The sequence below is a fragment of the Ensifer sp. R-19 genome, assembly GCF_049905105.1.
Classification (GTDB): Bacteria; Pseudomonadota; Alphaproteobacteria; order Rhizobiales; family Rhizobiaceae; genus Ensifer.
The window spans coordinates 2,754,261-2,773,020 of the sequence record NZ_CP184569.1 but is presented as its reverse complement, the minus strand read 5'-3'; the positions used below and the strand labels follow the sequence as shown (position 1 = coordinate 2,773,020).

The 18,760-nt window shown below is 63.3% G+C and carries 19 protein-coding genes; 16 read left to right on the top strand and 3 right to left on the bottom strand.

Features of this window, described 5'->3' with window-relative positions:
• Positions 1-19: 19 nt before the first annotated feature.
• On the bottom strand, positions 20-637 hold the full coding sequence (locus ACN9MO_RS13615) for a TetR/AcrR family transcriptional regulator (protein WP_057248993.1): 618 nt from the start codon (positions 635-637) through the stop codon (positions 20-22).
• Positions 638-756: 119 nt separating this feature from the next.
• Here ACN9MO_RS13615 and ACN9MO_RS13610 point away from each other — a divergent pair, with 119 nt between their 5' ends.
• The 7 genes from ACN9MO_RS13610 to ACN9MO_RS13580 all read left to right on the top strand — a co-directional run bounded on the left by ACN9MO_RS13610 (position 757) and on the right by ACN9MO_RS13580 (position 7,978).
• Positions 757-1,851 carry an ABC transporter substrate-binding protein gene (locus ACN9MO_RS13610; protein WP_057249122.1) on the top strand — a complete coding sequence of 365 codons (1,095 nt, stop codon included), beginning with the start codon at positions 757-759 and terminating at the stop codon, positions 1,849-1,851.
• 104 nt (positions 1,852-1,955) lie between these two features.
• Positions 1,956-2,840, top strand: a complete 885-nt coding sequence (locus tag ACN9MO_RS13605; RefSeq protein WP_112994659.1) for an ABC transporter permease — start codon at positions 1,956-1,958, stop codon at positions 2,838-2,840.
• Positions 2,841-2,842: 2 nt separating this feature from the next.
• Positions 2,843-3,634, top strand: a complete 792-nt coding sequence (locus ACN9MO_RS13600; protein WP_093235635.1) for an ABC transporter permease — start codon at positions 2,843-2,845, stop codon at positions 3,632-3,634.
• Complete coding sequence (locus ACN9MO_RS13595; RefSeq protein WP_112994658.1) at positions 3,631-4,731, top strand: ABC transporter ATP-binding protein; 1,101 nt, start codon at positions 3,631-3,633, stop codon at positions 4,729-4,731. Before ACN9MO_RS13600 ends, ACN9MO_RS13595 begins: the two co-directional genes overlap by 4 nt.
• 4 nt (positions 4,732-4,735) lie before the next feature.
• Positions 4,736-5,470, top strand: coding sequence for an MBL fold metallo-hydrolase (locus ACN9MO_RS13590; RefSeq protein WP_112994657.1), 735 nt, complete (start codon positions 4,736-4,738; stop codon positions 5,468-5,470).
• A 16-nt stretch (positions 5,471-5,486) separates the two neighbouring features.
• Entirely contained in the window at positions 5,487-6,920 is a 1,434-nt protein-coding gene (locus ACN9MO_RS13585) for an aldehyde dehydrogenase family protein (protein ID WP_057248998.1), read from the top strand.
• Positions 6,921-7,132: 212 nt separating this feature from the next.
• Entirely contained in the window at positions 7,133-7,978 is an 846-nt protein-coding gene (locus ACN9MO_RS13580; protein WP_082615760.1) for a DMT family transporter, read from the top strand.
• A 24-nt stretch (positions 7,979-8,002) separates the two neighbouring features.
• Here the strand turns inward: ACN9MO_RS13580 and ACN9MO_RS13575 are convergent, their stop codons facing one another.
• Together ACN9MO_RS13575 and ACN9MO_RS13570 are read right to left on the bottom strand one after the other, a co-directional pair.
• Positions 8,003-9,181 (bottom strand): aminotransferase, encoded by a 1,179-nt coding sequence (locus ACN9MO_RS13575; RefSeq protein WP_057249000.1) that lies wholly within the window; start codon positions 9,179-9,181, stop codon positions 8,003-8,005.
• 80 nt (positions 9,182-9,261) lie between these two features.
• Positions 9,262-10,308 (bottom strand): LysR substrate-binding domain-containing protein, encoded by a 1,047-nt coding sequence (locus ACN9MO_RS13570; protein WP_057249123.1) that lies wholly within the window; start codon positions 10,306-10,308, stop codon positions 9,262-9,264.
• Between the two features lie 223 nt (positions 10,309-10,531).
• On the opposite strand from ACN9MO_RS13570, the gene speB reads away from it, so the two are divergent.
• The 9 genes from speB to ACN9MO_RS13525 all read left to right on the top strand — a co-directional run bounded on the left by speB (position 10,532) and on the right by ACN9MO_RS13525 (position 18,619).
• Positions 10,532-11,593 (top strand): agmatinase, encoded by a 1,062-nt coding sequence (gene speB / locus ACN9MO_RS13565; RefSeq protein ID WP_113132155.1) that lies wholly within the window; start codon positions 10,532-10,534, stop codon positions 11,591-11,593.
• A gap of 86 nt (positions 11,594-11,679) precedes the next feature.
• Positions 11,680-12,474 carry a transporter substrate-binding domain-containing protein gene (locus tag ACN9MO_RS13560; RefSeq protein WP_112994654.1) on the top strand — a complete coding sequence of 265 codons (795 nt, stop codon included), beginning with the start codon at positions 11,680-11,682 and terminating at the stop codon, positions 12,472-12,474.
• Positions 12,475-12,535: 61 nt separating this feature from the next.
• On the top strand, positions 12,536-13,204 hold the full coding sequence (locus ACN9MO_RS13555; protein WP_112994653.1) for an amino acid ABC transporter permease: 669 nt from the start codon (positions 12,536-12,538) through the stop codon (positions 13,202-13,204).
• Positions 13,201-13,848 (top strand): amino acid ABC transporter permease, encoded by a 648-nt coding sequence (locus ACN9MO_RS13550; RefSeq protein ID WP_425985204.1) that lies wholly within the window; start codon positions 13,201-13,203, stop codon positions 13,846-13,848. Before ACN9MO_RS13555 ends, ACN9MO_RS13550 begins: the two co-directional genes overlap by 4 nt.
• Before the next feature lie 110 nt (positions 13,849-13,958).
• Positions 13,959-15,038 carry an ABC transporter substrate-binding protein gene (locus ACN9MO_RS13545; protein ID WP_112994652.1) on the top strand — a complete coding sequence of 360 codons (1,080 nt, stop codon included), beginning with the start codon at positions 13,959-13,961 and terminating at the stop codon, positions 15,036-15,038.
• Positions 15,039-15,157: 119 nt separating this feature from the next.
• The gene (locus ACN9MO_RS13540) at positions 15,158-16,195 is read left to right on the top strand and encodes an ABC transporter ATP-binding protein (protein ID WP_112994651.1); all 1,038 of its coding nucleotides are present in this window, start codon (positions 15,158-15,160) and stop codon (positions 16,193-16,195) included.
• The gene (locus ACN9MO_RS13535; protein ID WP_058320742.1) at positions 16,192-17,046 is read left to right on the top strand and encodes an ABC transporter permease; all 855 of its coding nucleotides are present in this window, start codon (positions 16,192-16,194) and stop codon (positions 17,044-17,046) included. The genes ACN9MO_RS13540 and ACN9MO_RS13535 overlap by 4 nt, the downstream gene beginning before the upstream one ends.
• Positions 17,043-17,843 carry an ABC transporter permease gene (locus ACN9MO_RS13530; protein WP_112994650.1) on the top strand — a complete coding sequence of 267 codons (801 nt, stop codon included), beginning with the start codon at positions 17,043-17,045 and terminating at the stop codon, positions 17,841-17,843. Before ACN9MO_RS13535 ends, ACN9MO_RS13530 begins: the two co-directional genes overlap by 4 nt.
• Positions 17,840-18,619, top strand: coding sequence for a carbon-nitrogen hydrolase family protein (locus ACN9MO_RS13525; protein ID WP_113132156.1), 780 nt, complete (start codon positions 17,840-17,842; stop codon positions 18,617-18,619). Before ACN9MO_RS13530 ends, ACN9MO_RS13525 begins: the two co-directional genes overlap by 4 nt.
• Positions 18,620-18,760: the final 141 nt, after the last annotated feature.

Here is an 18,760-nt window from a genome sequence, read left to right as displayed (position 1 = left end):
GGTCGTGTTTTTGTGATGGTCAGCGGGCCGAGATCAGTGTCGCGAGCGGACGGTTCTGGCGGGAAACGCGGGCTTTCAGGTCGTCGAGCGTCATTGGTTCGCGCTTGGCGAACTCGGTGAACATCATATTGAGATTGTTGAAGAACATCTCGCCGACCGCCTCGGCGTCGATATCGAGCGCGACGACACCCTTGGCCTTCAGCTTGAGGATCAGGGTCGAGATCTGATCGCAGAGCCGGCGGTCGAGTTCCGTATAGCGCTTGCTGAACGGGCCATCGGGCTGCTGGATGGCAATTGCCATGGCGGTGCGCCACATCTCCTTGCTGAGATAGAAGAGCGAGTGGTCGTAGTATTCGCCGATCAGCGCGTCCAGGGCACCCATGACGGAGGCGGGCGGGTTGTCGACGATCGAGCGGCCGGCAGTGAGCACTTCCTCGACTTCCATCGACACGGTGGCAAGCAGGATGTCGCCCTTGTTTTCATAGTAGTTGTAAAAGGTCCCGACCGAGATCTCGGCGCGCTCGGCGATGTCCTCGATGCGCGCGCTGTCATAGCCGACTTCGCGAAAAAGCACGGCGGCGGCGTCAAGAATCCGCCGGTTCCGATCGGCTTTTTGCCGTGCGCGCAGTCCCGTCATCTGATGTTTCCCCGAATTATGAATTGGTTCAAAATTGAGATTGACTTAAAAAATGAATTCATTCAATCTTTTTTTGAAGACGCCGAAACGAGCGTCAAAGCCATGAGGGCAACAGCATGATGCAGTCAGTTCGTGACGGTGCGCCCCTGCGCCGTTTTCTCTCCTCCAGCGCCGCAATCGCGATCACCACGCTGTCGGCGGTTGCAGCGCCTGCACCCGTCTTCGCCCAGGAAGAGCTCAATGCGCTCGTCTGGTGCGACCACACCGATCCGGCGCTGCTCGAGCCGTTCGAGAAGGCCAATGACGTCAAGGTCAACGTCAAGGTCTATGAGGGCACCGGGGCAGGGCTCTCGATCCTCGACCAATCGCAGCCCGGCGACTGGGACGTGCTCGTCATCGACGGCGTTGATGTGCACCGCGCCATCGATCTCGATCTTCTCGCCGAAATGCCTGCCGATGCGCTGCCGACCGCCGACATCTTCCCGGAAGTCCGCATGGAGGCCAACAACACCAAGGACGGGAAGACCTACGCCGTCACCGAGAAGTTCGGCTACAACACGATTTCCTACGACAAGACCAAGGTCGACCCGAAGGACATGCAGGACCTGTCGGTCATCTGGTCGGACAAGTACAAGGGCCGCATCGCGCTTTATGACTACTATCTGCCGATGATCGGTCTCGTCGGGCTTGGCCTCGGCAAGAAGACCTCCGAGCTGACCGAAGCGGACATGCCGGCGATCAAGGAAAAGCTTGCGGCGATGCGCGCCGTGTCGAAACAGGTGAGCGACGTCGTGTCCTCGCAGACGGCGCTTGCGACCGGTGAAGTCGACATTCTCGTCGGCGGCGGCGAGTGGATCACCGCGGTTCTCTCGGCCGACAAGCCGAGCCTCGACTGGACCATTCCGGAGCAGGGTGCGGTGCGCTGGGCGCAATCGATCGGCGTCATGAAGGATTCGACCAAGCAGGATCTGGCGCTGAAATTCGTGCAGTACATCTTGAGTCCGGAAGGCCAGGCGCGGCTTGCGACCTCGTCCTGCTACTGGGCGATGCCGGCCAACGCCAAGGCGGGTGAATTCCTGAACGACCAGCAGAAGACGGCGCTGCGCTTCAGCGAGCAGGCCGAATACCTGAAGAAGACGCAGCTCTATCCGATCCCGTCGGCCGAACTCGACCAGCAGTTCCAGGACGCCTGGACGGAGATGCTGCAGCAGTAACGACAAGGGCGGATGCGATCGGCATCGCGTTCGCCTGATCAACGCCGCCTTGGCGGCGAACGAGGGCAAACCATGCCCCGCAACCCTTGAGCCCCGGGATAGCCATGGCAGACGCCGGAACCCTGACATCAGCGACAGCGCTCGAAGACGCCGACCGGCGCAAGGCCTGGGGCTTCGTTGCCCCGGCGCTGCTCTGGACCGCCGCCTTCTTCGTCGTGCCCTTCGCCTTCATGGCGGCGATGAGCCTCTGGAAGCGGGAAGGGCGGGAGCTCGTCCGCGTCTGGAACTTCGACAACTACGCGCGCTTCTTCTCCGAGAACGCGCTGTTCCAGGGGCTGGTCAATTCGCTGGAAATCACCGTCATCGTGACGGTGATCTCGGTGCTGCTTGCCTATCCGCTCGCCTGGATCATCGCCGAGCGGGTGCCGAAGCGGCTGCAGCGCATGGCGCTGATCCTGGCCATCCTACCGTTCTGGACCTCCTACGTGGTCCGCTCCTATTCCTGGCTGCTGGTTCTGTCGAAGAACGGCGTGATCAATCAGATGTTCATGAACATCGGGCTGATTTCCGAGCCGCTGGAGCTTGCCAGCACCCGCACGGCGACGGTCATCGGCTTCGTACATTTCTTCGTCATGCTTTTGACGCTGACGATCTATTCCAACCTGATCCAGCTGTCGCCCAACTACCGCCGCGCGGCCGCCGACCTTGGCGCCAATGCCTTCCAGACCTTCTGGCACGTGGTGCTGCCCTTGACCCTGCCCGGCATCATGACCGGCGCGTTTCTCACCTTCGTGCTCTGCATCGGCGACTATGTCACGCCGCAGATCCTCGGCGGCAACAACGAGCTGGTGCTGCCGCAGATCATCATGCTGCAGCTTGGGCGCAGGGCGGATTTCCCGATGGCCGCGGCGCTGTCGATCGTGCTGATGCTCGCCGTCACCGTCGCCTACGTTGCCTGCGCCCGCTGGCTGAAGATCGAGAGGGCCTGACGATGTTGCGCAAGATCTCCGCAAGCGTTCTGTCCTGGACCTATCTCGTCCTCGTCTACGCCTTCATCTTCCTGCCGGTTGCCGTGCTGGTGCTCTTTTCGTTCCAGGACGGCCGGCTGCCGGTGCCGCCCTTCAACGGCTTTTCGCTGCAGTGGTACGAGGCGGTTTTCGCCGACCGCAAGCTGATGGCAGCGCTCGGCAACTCAATGGTCGTGGCGCTTGCCTCCTCGGTCATCTCGGTGCTGCTCGGCTTCCTCGCGGCCTATGCGCTGGCGCGCTACAAGCTGCCGGGCTCGGCCCTGCAGCGCGGCTTGCTGATCGCGCCGATGACGGTCAGCTACCTGATCATCGCGCTTGGGCTGCTGTCAGTGCTCAATGCACTGCACGTTCCCTTGTCGCTGATGACGGTCGGGATCGGCCATGTGGTGATCAACCTGCCGCTCTGCTTTGCCATCATCTACGCCTCGATGGGCGACCATCACATCAACATCGAGCGGGCGGCGCGTGACCTCGGCGCCAACGATTTCAAGGTGATGGCGTTGGTGACGGCGCCGATGCTGATGCCGTCGATCCTCGCCGCCTTCTTCCTCTCCGTCACCTTCAGCTGGGACGAGTTCATCATTGCCTTTCTCTTGTCGCGCTTCGACGTGACGTTGCCTGTCGAGATCTGGAGCATGCTGCGCTCGGGTCTCAACCCCAAGACCAATGCCATCGGTTCGCTGGTGTTCCTGGCCTCTGTCGCCGTGCTCCTCATCCTTGAGCTTTCCCTGTTCGGAAGGACGAAAAAACAATGACCGCTTCCGTCACGATCGAAAACGTCAGCAAGATCTTCGGCGCCTTCACGGCACTGGACAACGTCTCGCTCGATATTCGGGCAGGTGAGTTCATCGTCCTGCTTGGACCGTCGGGCTGCGGCAAGACCACGCTGCTCTCGATCCTCGGCGGGTTCCAGTCGCCAAGCGCTGGCCGTGTGACCATCGCCGGCAAGGACATGACCTATGTGGCGCCGTCTAAGCGCCCGACGACGACGATGTTCCAGGACTATGCGCTGTTTCCGCATATGCGCCTCGTCGACAATGTCGGCTTTGGCCTCAGAATGCGCGGCCTTGCCAAGGCCGAGCGTGACGAAAAGGCACTGGGCTTCCTCGACCTCGTGGGCTTAAAGGCGTCCGCCGGCAAAAGGCCGCATGAACTCTCGGGCGGCCAGCGTCAGCGCGTGGCCCTTGCCCGTGCGCTGGCGGTCGATCCGGACGTGCTTCTGCTCGACGAACCGCTTGGCGCGCTCGATCTCAAACTCCGCCGCCAGATGCAGGACGAACTGAAGGCGATCCAGAAGCGGGTCGGCACGACCTTCGTGCACGTGACCCACGACCAGGAAGAGGCGATGGCGATCGCCGACCGCATCGTCGTGATGAACCAGGGGCGGATCGAGGATTTCGGCCCGCCCTCGGAGGTCTACATGCGGCCGCGTTCGCTGTTTTCCGCGGGCTTCATGGGCGAGGTCAACTTCGTTTCCGGCCGTGTTGCGGCGGCGGATGCGAGCTCCGCCCGGGTTGAGACCGCGCTCGGCAGCCTGGCGCTGCCTGCTCAGAATTTCACGGCATCGTCGCCGAAGGCCGGTGACCGCATCACGCTCACCATCCGGCCGGAGCATTTCCGCGCCGACGACCGGGCGGAAGGACCGACCGTGGCGCTCGGCGAGGCACGGGTCGCCGGCAGCGCCTTTTTCGGCACCCATTATCGCTGCCATCTGCAGCCCTGTGCCACGGATACCAGGGCGCTGGTGGCGCATCTGCCGCAATCGGCAAGCGTGCGCGAAGGCGAGATCGTGCCACTTGCAGTGCGCGCTGCCGACGTCGTAGCCTTGCCCGCCACAGGCGGACATGCGTAGCACCATGCAGAGAATTGCCCCCAAGGACTGGTATCGCGTGCGGCGGCTCGACGACGGCGTCACCGCCATCGACGAGCCCTACATCCAGGAGTTCTATCGCTGCAACATCTGGCACGTGCGCGGCCGCGACCGCGACATGCTTGTTGATAGCGGCATGGGCGTGGTGTCGCTGAAGGAATGGGTGCCGCTCGTCACCGAGCGTCCGCTGACCGCCGTCGCCAGCCACACCCACTTCGACCATATCGGCTGCCATCACGAGTTCGACTGCCGCTGCGTGCACGCGGCGGAAGCGCAGCTTCTCGCCCATCCGACGCGCAAGAACACGCTCGCCGACCCTTACGTCGCCGACGAGATCTTTGACGCGCTGCCGCCCGAACCCTATGCCTCCACCACCTACGCGGTGAAGGCGGCGCCGGCGGCGCGGCTTTTGGAAGACGGCGATCATATCGATCTCGGCGACCGGGTCTTCGACGTGATCCATACGCCTGGCCATTCGCCCGGCGGTATCGCGCTCTTCGAGGCGAAGACCGGCATCATGTTCTCCGGCGACATCGTCTACGATGGGCCGCTGATCGAGGACACCTATCATTCCAATGCCGACGACTACCTGGCGTCGATGGAACGGCTGCTGAAGGTACCCGCGCGTATCGTTCACGGCGGACATTTTCCGAGCTTTTCCGGCGAGCGTTACAGAGCGCTTATCCGCGACTGGCTTGCTGAAAAACAAAAGACAAACTGACGGGAAGGAGGAGCGAATGCTCGACAAACGCAAGTTCTACATCAATGGCGCCTGGGTGGATCCCATCGTCGCCAACGACCTCGAGGTCCTGAACCCGGCGACGGAAAAGCCTGTTGCGGTGATCTCGATGGGCACGGCCGAAGACATTGACCGGGCCGTGGCCGCCGCCAAGAAGGCCTTTGTCACCTATAGCCAGACAAGCGTCGAAGAACGGCTGGCGCTGCTCGAAAAACTGCTCGCCGTCTACACGCGCCGTTATGACGAGATGGTCGACACCATCACCATGGAACTCGGCGCGCCGAAGACCATGACCCGCGAGCAGCAGGCCGATGTCGGCGTCGGCCACCTGCAAGGCTTCATCGATGCGCTGAAGCGCCTGAAGACCCGCGACCGGCTGCCGAACGGCGACGTGATCCTGCGCGAGCCGATCGGCGTCTGCGGCCTGATCACGCCGTGGAACTGGCCGATCAACCAGATCGCGCTGAAGGTGGTGCCGGCGCTTGCGACCGGTTCGACCTGCGTCTTGAAGCCGAGCGAATTCACGCCACTCAACGCCATGCTCTATGCCGAGATGATCGATGAGGCGGGCTTCCCCGCCGGCGTCTTCAACCTCGTCAACGGCGACGGTATCAATGCGGGTGCTGCCCTTTCCAAGCACCGCGACATCGACATGATGTCGTTCACCGGCTCGACGCGCGCGGGCATCGCCGTCAGCAAGGATGCGGCCGAGACCGTCAAACGCGTGACGCTGGAACTTGGCGGCAAGTCGCCGAACATCGTCTTTGCCGATGCCGATCTCGAAGATCGCGTGACCGGCAGTGTGCTCGAATGCTTCAACAATTCCGGCCAATCCTGCGACGCGCCGACCCGCATGCTGGTCGAGCGCAGCGTCTACGACCAGGTGGTCGAGATCGCCAAGCGCGTCGGCCGCGAGGCAAATGTGGGCGATCCGACCAAGGAAGGCAGCCATATCGGCCCGCTCGTCAGCCACGTCCAGTTTGGCCGGGTGCAGGCGCTGATCGAGGCGGGCATTGCCGAGGGCGCGCGTCTGCTCGTCGGCGGTGCCGGCAAGCCGGAGGGCTTCGAGACCGGCTACTTCGTCAAGCCGACGATCTTTGCCGACGTCAACAATGACATGCGCATCGCCCGTGAGGAGGTCTTCGGGCCGGTGCTTGCGATCATCCCCTTCGACACCGAGGAGGAAGCGATCGCCGTTGCCAACGACACCAATTACGGTCTCGCCGCCTATGTGCAGACGGGCGACCCGAAGCGGGCGGAGCGCGTCGCTGCACGCCTGCGGGCCGGGATGGTGCATATCAATGGCGGACCGCACCGCTACGGCAGCCCATTCGGCGGCTACAAGCAGTCGGGCAATGGTCGTGAGGGCGGCATGTTCGGTCTTGAGGACTTCCTCGAAGTGAAGACCGTGCACGTTCCGGACGCTGCCTGAGCGGCGGTGGAGCGCCACGCATTGAAAATCGGCCGTCGCATCCAGCGGCGGCCGTTTTTTCTTTCGGGCTTTGTGGTAGCAGGGGTTGTCGCCGGCCGCGCCCATCTGATAGCTGCGAAGCGCTCAGGGCCTCTTGCCTCTGGCTACCAAGCCCCTTCCGGATATCTCCCGTGACCCACGCATCGCATTCCACAGCCCACAATCGCGTTGCCATGGCGGCACTCCTCATCGGCGGCGCTGCAATCGGCGGTTCGCCGATCTTCGTGCGGCTGTCGGAGGTGGGGCCGATGGCGACCGCTTTCTGGCGGGTGGCGCTGGCGCTGATCCCGCTGCTCGCGTGGTCGTGGTTTCGCGGGGAGAGTGCCAATGACCGGCGCCCGCAAAAGCTCTCGGAATATGCGCTGCTCATTCTGCCCGGCGTGTTTCTCGCGATCGATCTTGCGGCCTGGCACTATGCGCTGACCAAGACGTCGGTCGCCAATGCCACGCTGCTTGCCAACCTCGCGCCCGTCTTCGTGACGCTCGCAAGCTGGCTTCTGTTTCGGGCGCGTATTAGCACCGTCTTCGTCATTGGCCTCGTGACGGCCGTTGCCGGGGTGGTGACCCTCAAGGGTGGCCCGATGGCGCTGGGCGAGGGCAACCTCGTCGGCGACGGCGTCGCCGTCGTCGCGGCGATGTTCTATGCCGGCTATATCCTGGCGATCGGCCGGCTGCGCAGCCTCTTTGGCACCGTGCGCATCATGATCTGGAGCACCGCTTCGGCGGCGATCTGCATGCTGCCGATGGCGGTTGTCTTCGAACAGTCGCTGTTCCCGGTGACGGCCTTCGGCTGGGCGATGCTCTTCGGACTCGCCTTCGTCAGCCATGCCGGCGGGCAGGTGGCGATCACCTATGCGCTCGCGTATCTGCCGCCTGCTTTTTCGTCGCTAACCCTGCTCTTGCAGCCGGTGGTGGCGGCGATCCTCGCCTGGATACTGCTTGCCGAGCCGGTCGGCCTGATGCAGGCGATCGGCGGGGCGATCGTATTGATCGGCATCCTCATTGCGCGGCGCGGATAACGCCGCGCGCTTTCTGCTGACTTCTTAGAGGCCCGGCGGTGTGAAATTTGCCAGCCGCTCTTCGAGCTTGCGGATCGTCTCGGCGTCCGCATTGGCAAAGGCGAAGCGCAGGTAGTTCTCTTGGCCTTCGCCGAAATAATCGCCCGGTAGGCAGACGACGCCGGCGAGCTTTGCGAGCTTCTCGGCAATGAACTGTGAGTCGATATCGGGGAAGGGGTGGCGGACGTAGGCGAAATAGGCGCCGACCGCCTGCAGCTTCCATTTCGGCAACCGGCTCATGACATCGCGCAGCGCATCGGCGCGCGCGGCAATCTCGGCGCGGTTGGCCTGGCGCCAGTCGGCAAGCGCGGGGATGGCCTTGGCGACGGCGGCCTGGGCCGAGCGCGGCGCGCAGATCTGCAGGTTGTCCATGATCTTCGTCACCTGCTCGATGACAGCAGGGCCGGCGGTGATGGCACCGAGGCGATGGCCGGGTATGCAGAAGGACTTGGAGAAGCTGTAGAGGCCGATGAAGCTCTCCTGCCAGCCTTCGCTCGAAAGCAGGCCGTGCGGCGCGACGGACGCGTCGGGCAGGAAGTCGCGATAGGTCTCGTCGAGGATCAGCCAGACACCCTTGGCGCGGCAGGCCTCGTGGATGCGGGCGAGCAGCTCCGGCGGATAGACGGCGCCGGTCGGGTTGTTGGGCGAGACCAGCGCAAGTGCCCGGATGCCGGGGCGAAGCACTGCAGAAATCGCGTCGACCTCGGGCAGGAAGCCGGCACCGGCGTCGCAGGGTACGAGCTCGACATTGATGCCGAGCATCGAAAGCGTGGTTTCCTGGTTGAAGTAGTAGGGGTTGGTCATCAGGATCGTATCGCCCGCGCCGGCAATCGCCATCGCCGTGCAGATGAAGGCCTGGTTGCAGCCCGAGGTGATGTGAATGTTGTCGGCCGTCACCGCCGCGCCATAGAGCCCGGCGACATGAGCCGCATAGGCTTCGCGCAGCACTGCTTCGCCCTCGATCGCGCCATAGCCGGTATAGGCGGTGGAGGCGGCGGTCTCGCCGAGCCATGCCAGCATATCCGGATGCGCAGGATAGCCGGGCACGGCCTGCGACAGGTCGATCAGCGGGCCACGGGAGCCGTCGTAGGACTTCGCCCAGGCCAGCACCGAGGGCACGGGCGGCGGCGAGAGCTTTTCGACGAGCGGGTTGAAATGCGGCATGGCGGGTGTTCCTGCGTTAGATCACGATGGTTTGAAGCAGGATGCGGGCGGAAAACCGCGTACATTTTCCTCATCCTGCCTCAGGCCTTGGCTTTACGTTTCTGCGGGCGATCGGCGCGGCGGGCGCGGCTCGGCGCCGAGACCGGCTGAAAGCTGTCCTTGCCCGATTTACGATCTGTTGGCTCCAATTTCGAGGCCCGGCTGCGAATAATCGTGCGGGCCGAAGTCTGCAGTTCCGGCATAGGGTCGCTTTCGAGCGTCGAAAACATCCAGTCGATGAAGATGCGCACGATCGGGGCGGCCAGCACCTCGTTGCGGCAGGCGACGAAGAAGGCGTCGTTGGCAGGCACGGTCAGGTCGAAGGGGGCGATCAGTTCGCCGCGCGCGATCAGGCTGCCGGCGGTGATAGTGTCGCCGAGTGCCACGCCCTGATTGTGCAGCGCGGCTTCGGTCGAGAGCCGCGCATCGCTCATGAAATGCTGCCGCCCGCGCTGCAGGTCACTGGCATCGGCTGCGGCGAGCCAGGTGTTCCACTCGCGGCCGTCGTCGCCATGCAGCATCACGTGGTCGCGCAGATCCCGCACGGAGCGCAGCGGCCGCATGTTGAGCAGTGTCGGGCTCACGACCGGAAAAAGCTCCAGCCGACTCCAAAGCTTCGCCCACGCGCCCGACCAGTTGCCGTCGCCATAGATCAGGCAGACGTCGACATCGGGCGAATGCAGATAGGCCTCGTCATTGGAAGCGATCAGCGTCAGGCGCACGTCCGGATACTGTTCGGTGAAGAGATGCAGCCGCGGGATCAGCCAGAAGGAGAGAAGTGCGGGAACGCAGGTAATGCGCAGTTCGCCGCTCGTCGTCGGACGCGTCATCGCCGCCGTCGCCGCGGCGATCTCGGCAAAGGCATGGGTGACGGCCGGCAGGAGCAGCGCGCCCTGCGGCGTCAGCTTCAGCCGCTTGCCGCCCCGTTCGAAGAGGGCCGCCTTGACCGAGAGTTCAAGCGCGCGGATCTGGTGGCTGATCGCACCGTGAGTGACGTTCAGCTCACGCGCGGCAGCCGATACGGAGCCCCGTCGCGCCGTCGCTTCGAAGGCTCGCAAAGGGTTCAAGGGCGGCAGGCGGCTGGACAAATCGAGCGGTTCCGGCAATTGCTGTTATGTGAATTTTTCTCACACGAAACGCTATAACAATGTCAATTGATTTTCTAGGGGAATTGCCGCCTAATAATCGTCAACAAAGGCGAAAAAGCCTGGGGAACATGATCGCGCCGGACGAGCCGGCCCCATCCGCAGACAAAATTCTGTGGCGCCTCGCGCGCATGCCTCGGGCTATGGATGACGGAGGATTGAACCGATGGCCAGGGACGACAACAAGCTTGCCGAACTGAAGGCGAAATACGGCGAAAGCCATGGCGGCGAGCTGTTCGACCCCACCTTCCGCAAGGTTGCCGACAAGATCTTCAACAAGAGCGGAACGCGGCTTGCGCCTTACTCCGGCATCCCGACCTTCCTGACCGCGCCGCATATGCCGGTCGATGCGGAGAACCCGGATTTCGGCAATCTTCAGGTGGCGATTGTCGGCATTCCCATGGATCTCGGGGTCACCAACCGTCCGGGCTCGCGGTTCGGACCGCGGGCGCTGCGTACGATCGAGCGCATCGGCCCCTATAACCACGTGCTTGGCTGCACCCCGGTGCAGGAACTGCGTGTCGCCGATATCGGTGACGTACCGTTCCAGAGCCGCTACCGGCTGGAGCTCAGCCATGAGGATATCGAAAAGCGCATCAACCAGATCGTTGATGCCGGCGTTCTTCCGCTTTCGGTCGGCGGCGACCACTCGATCACCCATCCGATCCTGAAGGCGGTCGGCAAGAAGCGTCCGGTCGGCATGATCCACATCGACGCCCATTGCGACACCGGCGGCGCCTACGACCTCACCAAGTTCCACCATGGCGGCCCGTTCCGCAACGCCGTTCTCGACGGCGTGCTCGACCCGACCCGCGTCGTGCAGATCGGTATTCGCGGCTCGGCCGAATATCTCTGGGAGTTTTCCTACGAGTCCGGCATGACCGTCATCCATGCGGAGGAAGTCACAGGCCTCGGCATTCCCGCAATCATCGAAAAGGCGAAGAAGATCGTCGGCGACGGCCCGACCTATCTCTCCTTCGACATCGACAGCCTCGATCCGAGCTTTGCGCCGGGCACGGGCACGCCGGAAGTGGGTGGTCTCACGACCCGCGAGGTGCTGGAACTGATCCGCGGCCTCAAGGGCATCAATCTCGTCGGCGGCGACGTCGTCGAAGTGGCGCCGCAATACGATTCGACGACCAACACGGCCCATGCCGGCGCCCAGGTGCTTTTCGAGATCCTGAGCCTGATGGTCTATAGCCCGGCCATTACCGGCAAGTCCGCCTGACACAAACGTTTGTCGGCTGCCGGACCGGAAACGGCGGCCGACCACCAGACTGCACAACCACAAAGCTTCCGGGTAGGGGAATAACCATGACGATCCATTCGAAACTGAAGACAGCCTTCGCTGCCGCTTTGATGCTCGGTGCGGCCGCCGGCATCGCCAAGGCCGATACGCTTGCCGACATCAAGTCCGCCGGCCAGATCAATGTCGGCATCTTCTCCGACTTCCCACCCTTCTCCTCGGCCAGCGCCGACATGAGCATCAAGGGCTATGACGTCGACGTCGCGCAGCAGATCGCCGACGACCTCGGCGTCAAGCTCAACCTCGTCAGTGTCACCGGCCAGAACCGCATTCCCTATCTCAACGACAAGCGCGTCGACATCCTGATGAGCGTCGGCTTCTCCAAGGAACGCGCCGAGGTGATCGACTTCGCTGCGGCCTACGCGCCTTACTACATCGCCGTTATCGGCCCGGCCGAGCTGAAGGTCGCCGGCAAGGAAGACCTCGCCGAGAAGACCATTGCCGTCAATCGCGGCACGCTCGAAGACACCTCGCTCACCGAGGCGGCTCCCGCCAACGCCGACATTCAGCGCTTCGACAACTACAATGCCGTGATCCAGGCCTTCATCTCCGGCCAGGCCCAGCTGATGGTCGTCGGCAACGACGTGGGCGCCCAGGTGCTTGCGCGCCAGGAGGCGCTGAAGCCGGAGCAGAAGTTCCAGCTTTTGACCTCGCCGTCGCATATCGGCCTCAACAAGAACGAAGACGGCCTGAAGAAGGCGGTTAACGACGTGGTCGCCAAGATGCTTGCCGATGGCAAGCTGAACGCGAGCTCCGAGTCCTGGCTGAAGACGCCGCTCAACCCCGACAACCTCAAGGACTAACTAGAGCCTGATGGCCGCGAGGAGCCCTGCTTCTCGCGGACCTGTTGGAAAGGTTGCGACGATGGGCTACGGCCTCAGCTTCGGTTGGCTCAAGGACGCCGCGGGCGCAATCGCCCATGGCGCGGCCATGACCGTGTTCCTGATCGCCTGCACCACGGTGCTCGGCATCCTGATCAGCATTCTCTTCGCGGCCGCCCGCCGCAGCCGTTACGGTGTACTGCGCAAGGCCGTGGCCGTTTACGTCGAGGTCGTCAGGAACACGCCGTTTCTGGTGCAGCTGTTCTTCATCTACTTCGGCCTGCCGAGCCTCGGCATCCGCCTCGACCCGATCATCGCGGCAATCGTCGCGATGACGCTCAACATGGCCGCCTATACGACCGAGATCGTCGGGGCGGGGCTCGACGCGGTGCCGAAGGGGCAGAGCGAGGCGGCATTTGCGCTCGGGCTGAAACCGCGACAGGTCTTCATCAAGATCATCCTGCCGCAGGCGCTGAGGGTAATCTTCCCGGCGCTCACCAGCCAGGTCATCATCATGATGCTGGAATCGGCGGTCGTCTCGCAGATCGCGGTGCGGGAACTGGCGCACGAAGCGGATCTCCTGCAGGCGCGTACCTTCCGCTCGTTCGAGACCTATTTCGTCGTCACGCTGATTTACCTCGCCCTCTCGATGGCCGTCCGGCGGCTCTTCGTTGCCGGTGGCCGGCGTGTGCTGGGAGCCGGCGTGTCATGATCGAATTCACCTTCTGGGACATCCTGCGCAACCTGATCTTCGCCACCCGCTGGACCGCTCTTCTGTCGGCCGTCGCCTTCACCGGCGGTGCCGCGGTCGGGCTCGCGATCCTAGCGGCGCGCATCTCGGAACGTCCGTGGCTGCGCCGCTTCGGTTCCGGCTACATCGCGCTCTTCCAGGGCACGCCGCTCTTGATGCAGCTCTTCCTCATGTTCTTCGGCCTGCCGATGCTGGGCTTCCGCATCGAACCCTGGACGGCGGCCGCCCTCGGGCTCACCTTCTATGCCAGCGCCTATCTTGCCGAGATCTGGCGCGGCGGCGTGGAAGCATTGCCGCGTGGTCAGTGGGATGCCGGTGCAAGCCTCGGGCTGCATCGGCTTCAGGAACTGCGCCTCGTGATCCTGCCGCAGGCCTTTGCCATTACCCGACCGGCCGCCGTCGGCTTCCTCGTGCAGTTGATCAAGAGCACGGCGCTCACCTCGATCATCGGCTTCGAGGAGCTTCTCAGAACCGCCAATGCGATCAATAATGCAACCTTCGAACCTTTCACGGTCTATGGCCTGGTTGCGGTGATCTTCTTCGTGCTGTGTTATCCGCTGACGCAATATGCGCGCATGCTCGAGCGGAGGGCGCCGGCGCACTAGGCCACGGATTTTGGGACGCATCCTGATCGCGCCCCGGACTGAAAACATGTAAGGAATCAAATACAACAGGGAACGAGGCGGGCAACGCCGAAACAAAAAGGAGAACGAGAATGATCACCACTCCCATCAAGCGCCGCACGCTGCTTGGCGCCGGTCTTGCCGGCGCTTCCATGCTGGCGATGCCGTCGATCCTGCGGGCGCAGGACAAGTCGCTGAAGGTCGGCGTCTATGGCGGCTACTTCAAGGATTCGTTCGACAAGAACATCTTCCCGGAATTCACCAAGGCGACCGGCATCGCGGTTGAATCGATCGCCGAACCGACCGGTGAAGCCTGGCTGGTCCAGCTCGAACAGGCCGCCCGCGCCGGCCAGGCGCCGGCCGACGTCTCAATGATGTCGCAGGTGGCAATGCTGAAAGGCCAGTCGACCGATCTCTGGACGCCGATCGATACGGCGAAGATCAAGAACGCATCGGACCTGCTCGATCGCTTCGTCAACAAGTATCCGGACGGCCGCATTGCCGGCATCGGCGCCGTCTCCTGGTACATCACGCTGGTGACCAACACCGACGTCTACAAGGAAGCGCCGACTTCCTGGTCCGCCTTCTGGGATCCGGCGAATGCCGACAAGCTCGGCCTTCTGGCGCTCGTTTCCAACTCGTTCCTGCTCGAAGTGACGGCCAAGACGTTCCTCGGCGGCACCAATGCGCTCGACACGGAAGAGGGCTTGCTCAAGGCATTCGACAAGCTTGCCGAAGTGAAGCCGAACGTCCGCCTGTGGTACCGCGACGAGGCGCAGTTCGAGCAGTCGCTGAAGTCGGGTGAAATCCCGATGGGCCAGTACTATCACGACGTGACCGGCCTTGCCGCCGCTGATGGCCATCCTGTTCGTTCGACCTTCCCGAAGGAAGGCGGCATCCAGGATTCCGGTTGCTGGGCGCTGTCGCGTGCCTCGCAGAAGTCGGAAGAGGCCCATATCTTCATCGACTATATGTGCCAGCCCTCGATCCAGGCGACGCTGTCGCGTAAGGTCGGGACGTCGCCGACCGTCAAGCGCGAGGTCACGGATCTCACCGACAAGGAATTCGCAGCCGTCTCGTCGGATATCGAGCCGATCGTGCCGCGCTACGACCTCTACCAGACGAAGTCGGATTGGCTGAACCAGAAGTGGACCGAGCTGATCGTCGGCTGATCCTGCCTGCTCTCCGGTCATCGGGGAGAAACACCGACCTAACGACGGGGAGGGGCTGCCGGCCGCTCCCCGCCTGAACCCCTCCCATGAGGCGGAGGGGACTTTTCCGCGGAGAAACAATGTCCGGACTTGCCCTTCAAAACGTCGTCAAGGAATTCGGAACCTTCAGGGCCGTCAACAATGTCGACCTGACCGTGCCGCACGGCACCTTCGTCTGCATGCTCGGACCCTCCGGCTGCGGCAAGACCACGCTTCTCCGGATGATCGCCGGCCTTGACCTGCCGACCGGTGGGGCGATCCGGCTCGACGGCGAGGACATCACCCGGGTACCGACGCACAAGCGCAATCTCGGCATGGTGTTTCAGTCGCTGGCGCTATTCCCGCATCTGACCGTCGGCGAAAACATCGCCTATCCCTTGCGCATCCGCGGTGCGGCAAAGGAAGACCAGAAGAAGCGCGTCGACGAACTGTTGTCGATGATCCATCTGACTGGTTATGCCGACCGTCCGGTCGCCAAGCTCTCGGGCGGCCAGCGCCAGCGCGTGGCGATCGCGCGCGCACTGTCGATCTCGCCGAAACTGTTCCTGCTCGACGAGCCGCTGTCGGCGCTCGACGCCAAGCTGCGCGAGGCGATGCAGGTGGAACTTCGCCAGCTTCAGCAGAAGCTCGGCATCACCACCATCGTCGTCACCCACGACCAGCGCGAAGCGATGACCATGGCCGATACCGTCGTCGTCATGAGCGGTGGCGAAATCCGCCAGGCCGCGTCGCCGATCGAGATTTATCGCCGACCAGCCGACAGCTTCGTCGCCGACTTCATCGGCCAGACGAACCTGCTCGATGTTACGGGCGACAGCTCTGGCCGCGCCGTCGTTCTCGGCCAGGCGGTCCCCGGCCTTGAATTGCCGGCCGGTGCCGCCAAGGGCACCCTGTCGGTGCGCCCGGAAGACGTGCACCTGACTGCCCCTGGCGCCGGCGCGCTCACCGGCAAGGTCACCTTCGTGCGTGATCTCGGCGGCACGATCGAAACCTTCGTCGACATCGCCGGACATCAGATCGTCGCCGTCTCCACGCCGCGCGCCCGGCCCGACGTTTCGGTCGGCCAGGAGGTCGGCATCGCGCTTACTCCCGATGTCTGCGTGGTGCTGAAGAAATGAGACGCGAACCGCCCCAGACCCTCGGCGACTACGCGCCGCTCCTCTTTCCTGCAGCGATGCTGACGATCTTCTTCGTCGTGCCCTTCGGCACGATGATCGCCGTCAGCTTCTTCCAGCGCCAGCAGGGCGGCTTCTACACGCCGGCCTTCGTCTTCGACAATTACGCCCGCTTCCTCTCCGTCTTCTTCGGCGGGGTGCTCGGCTTCTCGCTGATGCTCGCCATCATCGTGGCGATCTGTTGCGTCGTGCTCGCCTTGCCCTTCACTTACATGCTGACGCGCATGGCGCGGAAGGTGCAGGTCGTCTGGCTGGTGGCGCTTCTGTCGATCCTGTCGCTGTCGGAAGTCATCATCGGCTTTGCCTGGTCGACGCTGTTTTCGCGCACCGCCGGCATCACCAATATCCTGGTCGCGCTCGGCATAATGGCCGAGGCCAAGGCGTTGACGCCGAGTTTTGGTGCGGTGCTGACCGGCATGGTCTACCAGGCCTTCCCCTATACGGTGCTGGTGCTTTTCCCGGCGCTTGTGCGTCTCGATCCGACCCTGACGGAAGCGGCGCGCACGCTCGGCGCCTCGCCGCTCAAAGCCTTCTTCACCGTGGTCGTGCCGGCGCTTCGCAACACCATCACAGCCACCTTGATCATGGTCTTCATCTTCGCGCTCGGCTCCTACCTGTTGCCGCAGCTTCTCGGCCGGCCGCAGCACTGGACGTTGTCGGTGCTGATCACCGACCAGGCGATCTACCAGTCGAACATGCCGTTCGCCGCCGCCATGGCCGTTTTCCTCGTGCTCGTGACGCTCGGGCTCGTGGCACTCACCGTGATTGCCGGACGCAAGGGAGAAGCGGCATGACCTCGATCTTCCGCAAGGCCTATTTCTTCCTGATTGGCCTGTTCCTGTCGTTGCCGCTGATCGTCGTTGCCGGCGTCTCGGTCAATCAGAAGCAGACGCTCGCCTTTCCACCCCAGGGCTTTTCGCTCTCCTGGTACGGCGAGATCTTCCTCAATCCGGAATGGCGCAACGCCCTTTTTGCCTCGGTGACGCTGGCGATGCTTTCGGCAGCCCTTGCGGTTGCGATCGCGCTGCCGCTCTCCTGGTTCCTGTGGCGGCGTATCGCGCCCTGGGCGAACATCTTCCAGCTTCTCGGCGTCGCACCCTTTACCCTGCCGCCGGTCATTACCGCGCTTGGCATGCTCACCTTCTGGGCGACGGTCGGCTTTTATGGCCAACCCTGGACGGCCGTGGTCAGCCACGCGATCTTCTTCGTGACGCTGCCGCTGGTGACCCTTTCGCTCGGCTTTACCTCGATCGACCGTTCGCTGGTCGAGGCAGCCTCGACCATGGGGGCCGACGAGCGCACGATCTTCCGCACCGTCGTGCTGCCGCTGATCCTGCCCTATATCGTCTCCGGCTATGCTTTCGCCTTCGTGCTGTCGCTCAACGAATACATCGTTGCCTACATGACGGTCGGCTTTACCGTGGAAACGCTGCCGATCAAGATCTTCAACGCGCTTCGCTACGGCTACACGCCGACCATGGCTTCGGTGACGGTTCTCTTCGTCACGACGGCTGCGGTGATCTTCGGTCTCGTCGCCCGCTTCGGCGACCTGCCGAAGCTGCTCGGTGCCATGTCGTCGGATGGAAAATGATGAAGCTCGCCGCTCTCCAGATGCAGTCGGCGGCGGGTGACGTCGTCGCCAATCTCGACCGCATCGCGCGCGCCGCCAAGGATGCTGCGGCCGAAGGCGCGACGCTGCTGCTGACGCCGGAGCTCGGCGTCACCGGTTATGGCGCCGGTGAGGCGCTGACGGCGCTCGCCGAGCTCGCAGACGGTGCGATCGTTCAGCGTCTCAAGGCGATATCGGCGGAGACCGGCATTGCGATCATCGCCGGCTTTGCCGAGCGCGACGGCAACGACGTCTACAACAGCGCCGTCTACGTCGACGGCGAGGCAACACCGGTCATCTACCGCAAGTCCCATCTCTACGGCGATTACGAGCGCGCGATCTTCCGGGCGCCGGAACCGTCGACCCGGCTCTTCGTGCACCGTGGCGTCACCTGCGGCATGCTGATCTGCTACGACGTCGAGTTTCCGGAGAACGTGCGACGGCTGGCTCTGGCTGGTGCAGAGGCCGTGCTGGTGCCGACGGCGCTTCCGGCCGGCTGGTCCGGTAATTTCATCGCCGAGCACATGATCCAGACGCGCGCCTTCGAAAACCAGGTGTTCGTCGCCTACATCAATCATCACGGCTCGGACCCGCTGTTTTCCTTCGCCGGCCTGTCGCGCATTGCCGCACCCGACGGGCAGTTGCTCGCCAAGGCGGGGGCAGGGCAGGAAACCATGCTGCTGGTCGAGATCGACCCGCGGGCCTATGCAATCTCCCGCCTTGAAAACACCTATCTCGGCGATCTCAATCGGCGTTGAGGGTGTGCGGGTTGCGCCCGATCTCACTGGTGGCAACCATGAAGTCGGTGCTTTTTCAGCGACGATGCGGGGGTGATTGTTCACCGTGAGGGAACGTTCCGTTCTTTATTGATCCACTGTCGGAAACGATCCGACATCCCA